Annotated in this window: 12 protein-coding genes; 2 read left to right on the forward strand and 10 right to left on the reverse strand. The window is 47.7% G+C overall.

What is annotated here, in order from left to right; genetic code table 11:
• Together Q354_RS0115995 and Q354_RS0116000 are read right to left on the reverse strand one after the other, a co-directional pair.
• Positions 1-275, reverse strand: a 275-nt coding sequence (locus tag Q354_RS0115995; protein WP_027858477.1) for a transposase domain-containing protein, incomplete at its 3' end; no start/stop codon positions are given.
• Between the two features lie 112 nt (positions 276-387).
• The gene (locus Q354_RS0116000; protein WP_027858478.1) at positions 388-1,467 is read right to left on the reverse strand and encodes a TRAP transporter substrate-binding protein; all 1,080 of its coding nucleotides are present in this window, start codon (positions 1,465-1,467) and stop codon (positions 388-390) included.
• Positions 1,468-1,609: 142 nt separating this feature from the next.
• Between Q354_RS0116000 and Q354_RS0116005 the strand changes: the two genes are divergently transcribed.
• On the forward strand, positions 1,610-2,506 hold the full coding sequence (locus tag Q354_RS0116005; RefSeq protein ID WP_027858479.1) for a MurR/RpiR family transcriptional regulator: 897 nt from the start codon (positions 1,610-1,612) through the stop codon (positions 2,504-2,506).
• Between the two features lie 282 nt (positions 2,507-2,788).
• Positions 2,789-2,998 (forward strand): PA3496 family putative envelope integrity protein, encoded by a 210-nt coding sequence (locus tag Q354_RS0116010; RefSeq protein WP_027858480.1) that lies wholly within the window; start codon positions 2,789-2,791, stop codon positions 2,996-2,998.
• A gap of 69 nt (positions 2,999-3,067) precedes the next feature.
• Here the strand turns inward: Q354_RS0116010 and Q354_RS0116015 are convergent, their stop codons facing one another.
• The 8 genes from Q354_RS0116015 to Q354_RS0116050 all read right to left on the reverse strand — a co-directional run bounded on the left by Q354_RS0116015 (position 3,068) and on the right by Q354_RS0116050 (position 14,293).
• Complete coding sequence (locus tag Q354_RS0116015; protein WP_027858481.1) at positions 3,068-4,558, reverse strand: FMN-binding glutamate synthase family protein; 1,491 nt, start codon at positions 4,556-4,558, stop codon at positions 3,068-3,070.
• 81 nt (positions 4,559-4,639) lie between these two features.
• Entirely contained in the window at positions 4,640-5,686 is a 1,047-nt protein-coding gene (locus tag Q354_RS28755; RefSeq protein ID WP_245601067.1) for a sensor histidine kinase, read from the reverse strand.
• Positions 5,687-5,690: 4 nt separating this feature from the next.
• Entirely contained in the window at positions 5,691-6,305 is a 615-nt protein-coding gene (locus tag Q354_RS28760; RefSeq protein ID WP_245601068.1) for a hypothetical protein, read from the reverse strand.
• Positions 6,306-6,322: 17 nt separating this feature from the next.
• On the reverse strand, positions 6,323-7,147 hold the full coding sequence (locus tag Q354_RS0116025; protein WP_051560204.1) for a phosphate/phosphite/phosphonate ABC transporter substrate-binding protein: 825 nt from the start codon (positions 7,145-7,147) through the stop codon (positions 6,323-6,325).
• 376 nt (positions 7,148-7,523) lie between these two features.
• A complete protein-coding gene (locus tag Q354_RS28325) occupies positions 7,524-9,590 on the reverse strand; it encodes an ATP-binding protein (protein WP_084332631.1) in 2,067 nt (688 codons plus the stop codon).
• A gap of 83 nt (positions 9,591-9,673) precedes the next feature.
• Positions 9,674-10,999: a DNA methyltransferase gene (locus Q354_RS0116040; protein WP_027858483.1), complete on the reverse strand. Its 1,326-nt coding sequence runs from the start codon at positions 10,997-10,999 to the stop codon at positions 9,674-9,676.
• 190 nt (positions 11,000-11,189) lie between these two features.
• Entirely contained in the window at positions 11,190-12,788 is a 1,599-nt protein-coding gene (locus Q354_RS0116045) for a Tn7-like element transposition protein TnsE (protein ID WP_027858484.1), read from the reverse strand.
• A complete protein-coding gene (locus tag Q354_RS0116050; RefSeq protein WP_027858485.1) occupies positions 12,785-14,293 on the reverse strand; it encodes a TnsD family Tn7-like transposition protein in 1,509 nt (502 codons plus the stop codon). Before Q354_RS0116050 ends, Q354_RS0116045 begins: the two co-directional genes overlap by 4 nt.
• Between the last annotated feature and the right edge of the window lies 1 nt (position 14,294).

Consider the following 14,294-nt stretch of genomic DNA (forward strand, 5'->3'; position numbering starts at 1 on the left):
CCACTTCGTGCCAACAGGTTCTCGTTTGCTAACCCTTGGGCACAGATATTGAGACGCCGGGCAACATCACCGATGGGTTCATCACGAAAGAGTGCCATACCCAAGACCATCCATAGAACCTGATCAGACGGTAGACGTCGTCGGCGAATACTCGCCTTGTCAGTCAGGGTCAGCGCTGACTCTATCCATTCAATCGGGATGTTCTGAGTGAAGGTGCTTTGATCTGAGAACTGGTGCAGCTCATCAATCTCAAGCAAGGTTTGGTGTAGGGGCATAAAAAAATCCAGCAACCGACAGGGATGCTGGATTTTATTCAATTATGCCGTTTTTGGCTTAAGTGAACAGCATTGGGCTGAGAAGCCTGCTTTTTTATTACCCCAAGGGTAATCAGGAAAGGGTACGGGCGTTAAGGTAAGCCTGTTCGGAGACGCCGTGCCACTTAACCGCCTGATCGCGGAACTGAACGAAGGACTCGAACACTTTCTTGGTTTTCGGATCTTTCGCCGCTTCCTCAGCCACAACCTCGTCAGACAGCGCTTTCAGTTTCTCCAGCACTTCATCCGGGTATTTACGCAGCTCAACCTTGTGCTGGGTTACCAGCTGCTCCAGCGCACGGTTATTCTTGGCGGTAAAGTCTGCCAGCATATCCTGGTTGGCTACGCGGATGGCGTTACGCACGATCACCTGCAGGTCCTTCGGCAACGCTTCCAGCGCTTCTTTATTGACGAAACACTCAAGCGTAGTACCCGGCTCATGCCAGCCCGGATAGTAGTAGTATTTAGCCGCTTTATGCAGACCAAACGCCAGGTCATTGTATGGCCCGACCCACTCCGTCGCATCGATCGCCCCGGACTGCAGTGACGGGAAGATCTCCCCACCCGGCAGCAACACCGGTGTACCGCCAGCGCGCTTCAGTACTTCACCACCGAGGCCCGGGATACGCATTTTCAGGCCTTCGAGGTCAGCTACATTGTTGATCTCTTTATTGAACCAGCCGCCCATCTGCACACCGGTGTTACCGGCTGCGCCCGGCACCAGGCCAAACTCGGCATAGATCTCTTCCCACAGCTCCATACCGCCGCCGTGGTACAGCCAGGAGTTCATCTCCTGAGCCGTCAGACCAAACGGTACCGCCGCGAAAAACTGTGCAGCACGGCTCTTGCCTTTCCAGTAGTAGGCGGCACCATGCCCCATCTCAGCCGTACCACGGGAAACCGCATCGAAGATCTCCAGCGCGCCCACCAGCTCTTTGGCGCCGTAGACTTTTACCTTGATACGGCCACCGCTCATCTCATTGATCAGCTTGGCAAGGTAGTTGGCTCCGGTACCCAGGCCCGGGAAGTTCTTCGGCCAGGTGGTTACCATTTTCCATTTAAATTCAGGTGCAGCCTGAGCCGTTGTGGAGGTCATAGCCCCCGCAGCTACCGCAGCAGCACCGGCCCCCTTCAGAAATTGACGACGTTTCACGAGACAAGTCCCTCTTTTGTTGTTATTTCAGCCCGAATGAACATAGCATGGGGCCAAATTCCCCGCAATTTGCGATGGGTTCTGTCGCTCGACAGCTTAAGGTTGTTATACTTTCGACGTTTGTTGTGTATGAGGATGAGCTTTGAACTCCTTCAACCTGCTGAAGTCTATCGCCGATGCACGGCCCAAACTGCGCAAATCGGAGCAAAAGGTCGCAGATTACGTTCTGGCTAACCCCAATGACGTCATCCATATGCGTATTGTTGACCTTGCCTCTGAAGCCAGTGTCAGTGAACCCACCGTGGTTCGCTTTTGTCGTGCCCTGAACTATGACGGCTTCCAGGATTTTAAGCTCACACTGGCACAGGGTGTGGCCTCCAATCCGAATTTCGAACAGTTCTCCCTCAACAGCAAAGATACCGTCACCGAGTTTCAGCAGAAAATTTTCGACTCGATGATCGGCAACCTGATCAATATCCGCGAACAGCTGGATTCCAACACCCTGGAAGAGGCAATTGCGGTTCTGGCCAACGCCTCCCGGGTCGAGTTTTACGGCTTCGGCGCCTCGGCACCGGTGTGTACCGACGCCCAGCATAAGTTTCACCGCCTCAAGGTATCTGCCGCGTCCTACTCTGACCCGCATATGCAGACCATCTCCGCAGTCACCCTGCGCGAGGGCGATGTCGTGGTGGCAATCTCCCAGACCGGCCGCACCAAGGATCTGCTGCACACTGTTAAGCTGGTCAAGGATACCGGCGCAACCGTGATATCACTCTGCCCGGGCAACACCCCGCTGGCTGAGCTGGCGACCATCCCGATCCATATCGATGTCGAGGAAGATAAGGATCTCAGTACGCTGATGTCCTCCCGCGTCATGCATCTGGTGGTAATCGATGTACTGGCCGTTGGCGTGGCGATGAAACTGGGACCGGGCCTGCTGGACCACCTCAAGACCATCAAGCGCAGCCTGCGCTCATTGCGCCAGAACGATAAGCGTCCGCCTATCCGGCGCCATCCGCTGCATAACGACAATAGCTGAGCAACCGCTATTGTCACCACTCCCAGTGCTGAACAGCACTGGCATGCCTGAATCCGACAACACCTTGCAGCGCCAGTATGCCTCCATCCGCATATCGGACACCGCTTTCATTTTTTCTTCATCCTTCTCCCTTAAGCTTTAGTCCGCCTCCAAACTGATTGAAATTTGATCAGCTTTAATATACAAAGTTAACGAGGCTGTCTCAGAGAATTTTCAATGGGACCCTGTTCCAGCCCCCATTGAAGGCACTCTGACAACTTCGATTGTCCGGGAGTTGGAATTATGTTGATTAGAAAAGAACAGAATCTTAACGATATCCAGACCGAGATTTTCGACCTGATGGTTGGCTTCGAGGATGAAGCGAAAATCAATCGCAAGCAGCACGCAACCCGCCGTGCACTTGAAGCCCGCCGTGCCATCGAACGACACTACGAAGAGAAAGAACTGGTCCGCAGTGTCGAAGATGACTGGTTAGACGATCTAGACGACTAGCCGTCTCCCGGTCATGTCACCGGGAAACAGGTCAGCAGATTGAGAGATGCGTCCGGGATAGCCGGCGACTCAGTCCTGCGGATAGAGGATATTGAGGGGCACTGAACGTCCCCCCTCCAGCACGATCGCTGCATGCTGGCGATCCAGTCCGCGAGGCTCTGTCACGCCACAGGAATGGGCGATCATCTCAACCTCATGCACTATATGCTGATGGTAGCTGGCGACTCTTTGCGCCTTATCGGCAGCGACCAGGCCACGTTGCAACTCCGGCTGGTGCGTCGTAATGCCAGTCGGGCAGGTATTCTTATTACACTGCAGCGCCTGTATACACCCCAGCGAGAACATAAAGCCGCGCGCACTGACAACGAAATCAGCCCCCATACAGATAGCCGCGGCAACATCGGTGGGGTTGATCAGCTTACCCGAGGCAACAATACGTATTCGGTCTCGCAACCCGTTCGCCTGCAGCTTGTTAACCAGCAGCGGCAGGCTTTCCTTCAGAGGCAAACCAACACTGTCCATCAATGGCATCGGTGCCGCGCCCGTACCGCCATCTGAACTGTCCAGAGTGATAAAGTCCGGCGCGCTCTCGGCACCACGCCGGATAATCGCGGCGCAGAACTCATCCAGCCAGTCTGTCGTTCCCAGTACCAGCTTGAAACCGCAGGGTTTTCCGCTTACTTCCCGGACGCGCATCAGCATATCCAGCAAGTCATCGATTGAAGCTATATCCGGATGACGGTTGGGGCTGATCGAAGCCTGTCCTTCGGGAATTCCCCGAATGGCCGCAATTTCGGCACTGACTTTCTCAGCCGGAAGAATACCGCCTTTGCCCGGTTTTGCCCCCTGGGACAGCTTGATCTCAAACATCTTCACCTGCTCAAGGGCCGCCTTTTCACGCAGCTTTGCATCGCACAACAGTCCCTCTTCATCACGTACGCCATACTTCGCGGTACCAATCTGATAGACGATGTCGCAACCGGCCTGAAGGTGGAAGGGTGATACCCCGCCCTCCCCTGTATTCATCCAGCAGCCGGCCTGCCGTGCCCCGGCGGCCAGCGACTCCACGGCAACCCGGGAAAGTGCGCCGTAGCTCATGCCGGATATATTAAAAAAGGATGCGGCCCGGTAGGGCTGGCGACAGCCGGCTCCGATTACCAGCGGCCGGGAGGGGGCCGCATCCTCCTTCAGGGTAGGGAAAGGGCAGTTCAGAAAGTAATAGGTACCGGGAACACGGAGGTCACGGCTGGAACCAAAGGCGACCGTATTATCCAGGTTCTTGGCCGCCCGATAGACCCAGCTGCGTTGCGCGCGGTTAAAGGGCATCTCTTCGCGGTCCATGGCAAAGAAGTACTGCCGGAGAAACTCACCGAGGTGCTCAAACCAGTAGCGAAACCGCCCCACCAGCGGGTAGTTGCGCCGAATGGCATGATGGGTCTGGTGCTTATCGAGCTGGTAGATCACCAATGCCAGCACCAGTACAGAGACCAGTAACAACAGAAGTACGCCGCCAAAGATGGCGACAAAGTTAATAGCGAAGCTGCTTACCGGATCTGACATCGATATCCCTCTGTACGTTCTCTGTTAGCTCCGGTGCGTGGCACGGGGCTGATTCAGCCCCATATCCTAACGTGAATTCCTTCAGGAATTAGGATCCGGCGCAGAAAACTTCATATCGGGGATTTTATCGGTGATACACAGGGGCAACTCCAGTACAAAGCATGACCCCTGCCCCAACTGACTGGCAACCTGTATACGACCGCCATGCTCCTGCATGATGCCGTAGGAGATCGACAGTCCGAGGCCGGTACCTTCTCCAACCGCCTTGGTGGTGAAGAACGGGTCAAAAAGCTTGTGCAGATGCTCTGCTTTAATACCCCGGCCGTTATCTTCGACGCTAATGCGTATCAGGCCGTCGCGGACTTCGCTGCTGACACGGATGACACCCACGGGTTTATCGATTGCCTGAGAGGCATTGACCAGCAGGTTCAGCAGCACCTGCCCCAGCTGTCCGATATTACATTTCAGTGCAGGCAGGGGCTTGAGTTTCGTTTCTATCTGGCTGTTGGACTGAATCTGGCTGTTGGCGATTTTAAGGGTCGACTCGATACAGTTGTTGAGATCAGCCATCTCAAACTGTTCGCTGTCCTCACGCGCAAAATCCCGAAGCCCCTGAACTATTGACTTGACCCGCTCCATACCTTCAATCGATTCCTCCAGCAGGACAACGCAGTCTTCATCGATAAATTCAATATCGAGCGAGTGTTCCAGTGCTGCGATCTCCGCCTGTAATGCCTTGAACTCCGCAGAGTCACATTCAGTGCAGCTGGCAAGGCGGCGATACTCAGCCAGCAGGCGCTGATAGCTTGCCATATAGCTTTTCAGGCTATGGAGATTACCCATTACATAACCCATAGGATTATTGATCTCATGGGCAACACCGGCAGCCAACTGTCCGATAGATGCCATCTTTTCTGACTGCAGCAGCTGCCCCTGGGTCAGGCGAATCTGTTCATTGGCTTCAACCAGGGCCCGGTTACGCGACCTTAGCTGTTCCGTACGTTGCTCAACACGCGCTTCCAGCGAGCGGTTAAGCTCCTTTAGCTGTGCCTCGTAATCATCGCGTTTCTGCCGGCTGCTTCTCAGGCTATCCACCATCAGGTTGAACGCGCGGGCAACATCGGCCACTTCATCACGCCCCCCCCTCCGGCATTCTTATGTCCAGATCATCCTCTCTAATGCGCCGGGCAGCAGCTTGCAGCCCTACCAGCTGCCGGGTCAGGTAGGCACCCAGAATATAGGAGAACAGCGCCACCAGAAGCATTTCTGCGCCTGCAATCAGCAGACTCCATTGGGTGATCTCGTTTAGTGCGGCGACAATTTCCTCAGTACTGAGGCCGATCTCAACACGGCCATAGATCACACCGGCTTCGCTGATCTCTGCATAGGTATCAAAGACCCCATCCTTTACAATCTGCATACTGTGGTCGGCCATAAATGCCTTTTCCAGTAACGCCTGATCACCTCCCTGAGCCAGCACCCGGCCCTCGGAATCGAGTACCCGGGCATACAGCAGGTCGGGATTCCCCATCACTTCAGTGACAAATGCATCCAGCGATGCCAGGTCATAGGACAGAACAGCATCTTTCGTCGTGGTGGCAAAAAGGGATGCGGCGGTATGGGCACGCTTGACCAGTCCCTCACTATTGGTCGAGCGCATATACTCCAATGCCGTGGTGATCAGTAAGATCAGCAACAACGCTTCAATCAGGGCAATGCCCAGGATCGTTTTCCAGCGTAGAGACATCCTGACTCCTGAGCCGTTTACTGTTTATTGCGGATGAGCCCGTCCAGCAGATCCAATCCCAGACTGCGGACATCATCCCAGTCCTCATTGCTGGCGCGCTGAAATCCTTTGAAGTTGAGTGACTTAAGCAGTGCCAGGCCTTCAGGGTCAGCGGTCATGTCCAGCATCGCCTGCCGGACCTGGGCAACGGTTTCGGAGGACACCCGGGGATGAGCGGCAAAAGCATGGGGCGTATAGGTATCCGTAGTCCAGAGCACTCTGAGCTTGTCTCGGACTTCCGGCGCGGTATTGTTAAATGTGCGCATCACGCCGCCGCCCGCTGTAAAGAAGCCCCGGGCAACGCCCAGATAGACAGAGTCGTGAGAGCCGACATAGCGGGAACGGACACTGATCCGGTCCTGATTCAGTCTCGCCCTTGGCAGTACACTGGCCGCAAAGGCTGCCGGAGATGGAAATGCCAGCCCCTGTCCCTCCAGTTGCTGCAGAGAACTCACCTCGCTGTCCTTAGCCACTACCATTATGCCTTTGATTTTCTTATCTTTCTGATTGGCAAAGGCGACATAACCCGGGCTGCGGTGGAAGACCGTGTAGTGGTAGGGGTTCATATAGGAGAGATCATACTGGCTATTCGCCAGTCGCTTTTCGAAGGTGGGGATATCCTTGGCGGTGGCAAACCTGATCTGGTGTCCGCTCTTTTCGCTCAGATAGATAAGTACCGGGGTCCAAAGCCGTGCCAGCTTCTTTGCCGACTGCTGTGGAACAACTCCCAGTGTCAGGGTTTCCGCATCAACGATACCCGGTATCAGACTTATACCGACTGTCAGTAACAGAGGCTTGAGCATCAGAGTTCCCTCTCGATTTACGTCCAGACAGTATGGATCATTCAACCGGAAATACCACCGGTACCCTCCCCCCGATAAGTGACCGGTACGACTGAATTACAGGTAAAAAAAACCGGAGCTCAACAGGCTCCGGTTGTGGGAGAGTAATAAAGTATCATACTTAGGATAGCCTCAAGCAGCATTCCACGGTAACCAAGACAATCCCTCTACAAAATAAAGTATCATACTGAAGTTACTTTAACCTTAATCGTTACACGCTCCTCAAGTAATAAAGTATCATACTAATATGGTCTGCACTGACACTCCTTGTGTGGTGTGACTGCTATTGTCTGATACAGAGCTATGAACACCCTTCCTCACACCATCTCGAAAGTCATCAACCTAAATATTTATTCAAATCTGACTCATCTACTTTTTTAATACTAATTTCGCTTACTATACTGCGGTCAAGATTAATTAAAACATCACATATTGCGGCAAAGAGTCCACAATTATCTGCGCTAGCTTCTACTTTAGGCTTCGATAAGAATCGGGTCGACTGATGAGCTCCAATATGTGACTTCTTAACTGAAACCTTAAAGTCATCTACATCTAGAGAGTTATTTAGAGTTGAGTAGGATATACCTGTTGCTCTACTTATCTCAGTTACAAGTTTCGGATTTTTTTTCAGCAGAATTATTATGCCAACAACATCTTTTAACAGCTGATCCCTCAGCTCTTTTTTAACTGAATTTTCACACTTATTTAAATCGAAGTTAGAAAACCACTGTGATTGACGCTTAGATAATTTATCTGAAGAGATTTCAAATATTGATCTAATCGAGCAAGCAATTAGTGGTAAGTAATCTTCTTTACACCTAGATGAGTATGCTTTATCTATAGCATTTATAATATCAGACACTGTTTCCATTCGAACAACATACTCGGACCCTGACTTTATTTTAAAAAGGGACTTTTCATGAACGGCACCAGAGAGGTTTGAAAATTTTTGCTCAAAATCAATGATAATATCCCTGGAAACAACCCCAGTTACATTATCAACGTATTTAAATATAATCTTCTTTTTACAAGGCTCTTCGATTGAGGGAAGCACTCGGCTACTTGATATTTCTCCATCAACGGTAATTTCTACTTCTGAATTTTCTACAGTCGCACCTGAACTGTCTTTAACTTGAAATAGAAAGCTCTCCAAGTCTATCTGATCTGATGGTATATCAAACCTCACTGCCCTTTGCCTATCAATAAATATCGACGCAACTCCATTTCTTTTATTATCAGAGCTTTTATTGGGAAAAGCTTTTCCTGTGGGAACTACTTTCCCTTTTCTTAACTCCCTCTTTAACCTAGACCCTTCAGTTTGAATCAATCTATTAAGGCTCTCCAAGTCTTTAATTAGACACCTTGTCAAGCTGCTATCTACAAAATTTGTTCTATCTGAATTAAAATCGATACCTTCACTATGACTCGTCACACTAACTCTGCCTATTATCTGAGGTAAAGTATCTTCTGTTCTTTTCTTCCTTAGCAGCTCAGGATCAAATACAGTAATGTTATTAAAAAGATTTCTGTTTACATACACCAGAGGATAAAGAGCACTATCATGAACTCTCTTATTTAATGGAGATATGGTTTTAGAATTCTTTCCGTTAGGAAAATTAAATATTACTAGTTTAACATTAACTAAGTAATCCAATCGACTTAAAGAGAAATCAAAAGAGCGAATACATTCACCTTTGTGATAAAAGTCTACTTCATTTTTTGATGAGTCATAGTCAACATAAAACAGCTGACAGTCTTCTTTCTCCTTCTGAAAAGACTTAAGGCTATCAGTAGAAACTATCTGTTCTTGATTCTCAATTTCTATTTTAATATTGAAGGTGTCATCTACAATTGCTGCTGCCAACTTCTCGATTACTCTACTATCAGATAAATCTGATAACAGCTCATCAAGCTCACCGTTTTCTGAGAATACTGTGATTGTTGTTCCACTTTTTTCGTATAAGTCTGTAGTTACCGAGATTTCAGTTCCAGAAACATCATCTTTCGCAACTAGCTCTGACTTAGAGACCGAAAACTTACTACGAGTTCCATTCTTACTAGTTACCCATTCAACTTTGTCACCAAACTTAAAAGCAGAAAGGAAACCAAGACCCTTTGATCCTTGAGTAAGCCGTTTTATACCATCTTGCTCCACTTCATGACCATAACTCTTCGAACTTTTCGAAATGTGGAATAGTGAATCAATTTCTTCCATTCCCATCCCATTTCCATGATCACAGATCGATATTGTTTGCTTTGATTGAGATAATTTAATCGTGACATCAGGTGAAAATGCGTCGTATGCATTCTTAATCAGTTCATTTAATGCAAACAGTGACGATGGTATTTTTTGCGATAGCTCTTCTATTAGGTTTCCACTAAATCGCAGTGAAGTAGTTGACATTTAAAACCTCCTTATTCTAAAAAACTTCTAATCTTTTCCAAATATAAAGATCAGAATCTATAAAATCAAAACTACCACTCCTATTATTTTCGCATAATAAGAATGGACTCTTTCCCCATCGTCGACGCTATTTTATTTCTGACAGCCATTCGCTTTGTCGGTATTTTTCTCTCAACCTTATGAACAAAATGACACCCTTCGAACTCAAGTAACTCTCTCATTATACGATCTAATGGGACTTCAATGTTTGAAACTCTTCTATTACCCAAAGTCCATATCATATAAGCATCGTCCCGTAACATACTTAATGAGTTTACTAATGCTTTATCTAAATCATATACAAATGATGTCAATTTTTTTATATTATGTGGATTTACTTCCTCAATTTCACTTATACAACTACACAAAGATTCAGACTTGTATCTTAGTTCGCTATATTTCTCTTTTGCATCCTTAATAGATCCTCCAAGACTCATAGAGTCAATGGCGTTCTGATGAGCCAAGAAGTCATTTTTTCTTAGGTTATCAATATCATTCAAATCTATCCACATCAGTGGTAAGTAAGAAAACTGTCCATATGTAACCGTAGTCTGGTTATCGCCATAGGGAGGTGAACTAACTAATAAGTCATACTTATAAGGAGTTCTTATTTTTCCAGAAGCATCTGTGTTTTTAATAACAATATTACTAATTGATGAAGCCATCTTGAGCACATTTCTTTCTTTTAATATTTTCTTTTGTGCCTCTATTCTTTCTATATTCTTTCGAAGCCTTTTTTCAAAAACCTCTATCGCAGATGGGATCGTTTCTATTTGATCATCTGACTTTATATGCAACTTATATGTAGAGCTTCTAGAATTACATACGGCCCGTACGGTGCTACTCATTGAGAGCCAAAATACTTTTCTTGCCCACTTTGAGGGCTCTTTTTTTATAGCTCGATGAATAACACTTAGCTCTACCTTTGCGGTAAAGGTAAACCATTTATCTATTCCGCTAAATTCCACAGATACTTCATCAGATAAATCGTTCTTTATTGTATCTAATATTTTTTCAGATTTATCCTTTAACTTTTCAATATAAAGAGGCCCACTCTTTACCTCACAAGCTAAAACAGCAAGTGGATTGATATCTATCCCCAGAAAGTCCAAACCTCTACACATAGCTTCCCCTAGTGTAGTGCCGGAGCCAACAAACGGATCTAGTACTCTACGGATGCTTTGATCTTCCTCTAGAACCGCATCAATAAGTTCCCCCTGCATTTCAGGTATCATCATTGCAGGATATTGTATCAAGTCATGGCAGTGATGCCGTACAGATCGTCCTCTAAATGACCAGTACTCTTCATCTTCCAGTGTATACGCGCTTATCCTACTCTGGAGATCTAGATCCTTCTTATGTGCATTCACTATCAATAGCTCATTTTTATGATCGATGGGGATTTGAAGCTTACAATGATAACAGTGTAGGAAGGTACGTACCAGGTGTGAGCGAAAGAATCATTCAATCCTATCTCATTGTTTTAATTAGTAAAATATGGGATTTCATATTCGGTAGAATATTAATATTTACTATTATTAATAGCTTTTCCGATACAGCTCATACAATTTTTATCGAGAACCTCAGGGCCCACTTTTGTACATCTTCAACTGTTAATACTCCATCATTACCTGATTTTTGATGTGGTATCCCAAAGTGATTCTTGGTTCCGAACAGGCTATCTAAGAACTCCGTTGGCCATGATAAAGATGCCTTTAACAGCCTCTTCTCAATTTCAGATATGCTCTCTTCTAAGTTACTTATAGCTCTAGCATTAATCACTCTAGTCGACAGTGCTTCTTTAGAGTCAGATGTATCAACCTCTAACAGAACATAGGTCCCATTGCTGGTATTGACTCGGGTTACGGAGAAACACCTAGGGTTTCCATCAGACTTCAGAATATGCTTCTTGCACCTCCCAATAGAAGGCAGCTTTCTAAGCGGATACTGAATGATCTGACAGCCATGATTATTCTGAAGCAACTTCAGCATCTCGAAGTAGCTGGTAAATTTGTTCAAATAGAGGTGGGCATCGTCTGTCTGCTCATCCAGATTGTCCCATTCAGCACTCGGTAAATCACCATTAGGCCCTTGCTCTTCGGTGCTAACATCACGAGAGGCTTCAGAGAGCTCCCCTTCATGATCACCTCCTAAGCCTATCGGTCGTCTCTTTTGGCTTATTTTCGATGTCTCTACTGCCCGTGCTAACGAGAATTCCGTTGAGATATCGCCAATCAAGACAGGCCTGTTTTCTTGGCTTGCTTCAACCGAGTCATCTACGTTATGACCAGAGGGCCTATCTGCTCCATCACCAACCTTATGACCTTTACCCGCCACTTGCGAATAAAACTTGGGACTAAAGAACTCGATATTGTCTGGTAAGTTGGAGGGTATTTCTCTTATTCCATTGATCTCGTATACGAGCAAGGCTCTACTTTCCGGATCAAAGTGACCTTTTACATGCAATCTCGCTCCTTCCAAAGGGGGAGGTGCGAACTGAAAGGTCCATCTTCTATACTGTCCTACAGAATACCCATCAAGCATCTGGAGATTGCCGATGCTCTCAAAGGAGGCTCTCGCATCCGCATCAATTAATATCCAGGCGAGTACTCTGCGATAGCCATAATCATTGAATAGGTCTACTGGGCAGTTGCAGGTATCCAGAACATTAATAATGGCCCTTCCAGTCTCTCCAAACTCTACTGAAAACTCATTGCTTAAAGCATCATGTAGCAGTGAAGTACGGGCCAAGTAGCCATTGTGGAAAAACAGTGCTCTCGCCAGCTCAAATTGAGGAAGGTAGAGTTTAGTTCCATCGGGTAGCGGGAACACAAAACAATACTGCTGGCGCTCGATAGGAAGCCTTCTTTCCAGGGCAGGGCAATTCCCAAGACTTTCAACCAACCAATCATTAGTCGAAGTTACCGAGAAGCTTTTTTCGTATCGTGTGAGGGAATATTCGCTGGTTTGGTTAATTATCTTCTTGCGAACCAGTACAGGCGCATTGGATAAAGATGTAGCATCCCGCCCGCTTTCCCTGCTGGGATAAATACTTAGGTTAACGCCCCACCTAGTTCCATCAGTTCTGCGGAATAGATCACCGATACCATTGATCCAGGTATCGTCCTTGAATCCTTTCAAGTAGATGCTTCCTTTCAAACTCCGAGTATCTCCTTTAAGAACAGGTAAGCGGGCTTCGTAAGCCGCTCTTCGCTCAATCCCGAGCACCTTAGCACCTGCCAACGTTTTGGTGACTTTCCTGCTTTCGAGAAGCGAATAAAGGTGCGAGTTATTCTTCTAATTTGGTATTCAAATATACTTTCGCAATAGCGCTCGAAGAACATACGACACAAAGGCATCTTAGCTAAATGCTTTTCGATACTGGCTTTGTGCCCCAGCGTGTTCAGGTACCAGTTCCTCGATTTTCTAGGAGTGTACAGCTGCTGTTCGCTTTGGTCACGGATTACGAATAATTTCTTAACAGTATATCTATCTCGCTTGTACCAATCCGCTCTGAGCAGGGGGCCTAGTTTTATTTTTTTATGCTTTCTGTTCGTTTCCATTAACCAGACGTAGTCGTGACGGTATAACCATGCGTAGACATGACCAATTCCGTTCGAGCGAGCTTGCTTAACACCTTGCTTTGCAACGGCTGAAAGCCACCAACTACGGTATTCGTTTACCCGTCTACGATTAGTAGTCATAGGCCGTTTGCTCGCAGTCTTCTTAACAGATGTAGTTCGAGCCGCAAGCTGAACAATGTCCGATATAGACCATCCTGGCTCCAGTAGGGCATGCAATACCACCAGATGCTCGAGATAGCTAAACGCCTTACGATGCTTCCTGAACATATCTTTCAGCCAGAAAGACTCTCCCGCTTCTTGTAAAAGTCCGTATCGTGCTAGCCAATCGGCTCCCCAAAACTGAACGATCAGATCTCTCACCAAATCATGGCGTATCTGATTGCCCCTATTAAAGTGGTGGTCGACAGCCAATCTCCTATACAAGATCCCCCATTGGAGGAGTTCAGGTACGGGGGTTGCTCCAATATTTAGTAGGTCGCTTATGCTGATTGCCAGTAGGTCACTTTGCCAAGCCCCTCGCTGCTGCCCAACCTGAGGGCAAATCTCTCCATCAGCAGCTAGGAAGGAGTGCCTCCTGGTATCATGACGAAGTAATTTAGAGTCGACTAGTTGACCGTGTTCCGGGCAGCTTTCAGCCCCAAGAACTTGCCAAGTTCTACGCCAATAATATTCCCCATGCATGAGCATCTGATTGTTAAAACATCCTGGACAATATCTCAGAAAACGGGGCTGCTTAATGCGAGAAGCCGCAATACCTGCAGTTAGATAAACAGTATTCTTTCGATGCGTTAAGAGCTCATTGAGGAGGCGGTTCCGTCTTTCTTCCCCCACAAATGGGGCATAGACAGGAAACAGCGTATGCTTGTACAGCAGCTCGGCCCCTGTTACTCCAAGTTCTTTCGGATATAACGCCTCTATAAATTTCAGGTGTCCCGGGAGATCGGAGGTAGCAATGATTTTGCTGTCGCCAAAGACATCTCGAACTAGTTCCTTGGCAGATGTAATGCCGCATTGAACCCCATACCTCGCGATCGTGCTATAGAGCAGTTCATCACGATAAGGCAGGGGGAAACCCAACATG

It is taken from the genome of Marinobacterium jannaschii DSM 6295 (assembly GCF_000620085.1).
Taxonomy (GTDB): domain Bacteria; phylum Pseudomonadota; class Gammaproteobacteria; order Pseudomonadales; family Balneatricaceae; genus Pontibacterium; species Pontibacterium jannaschii.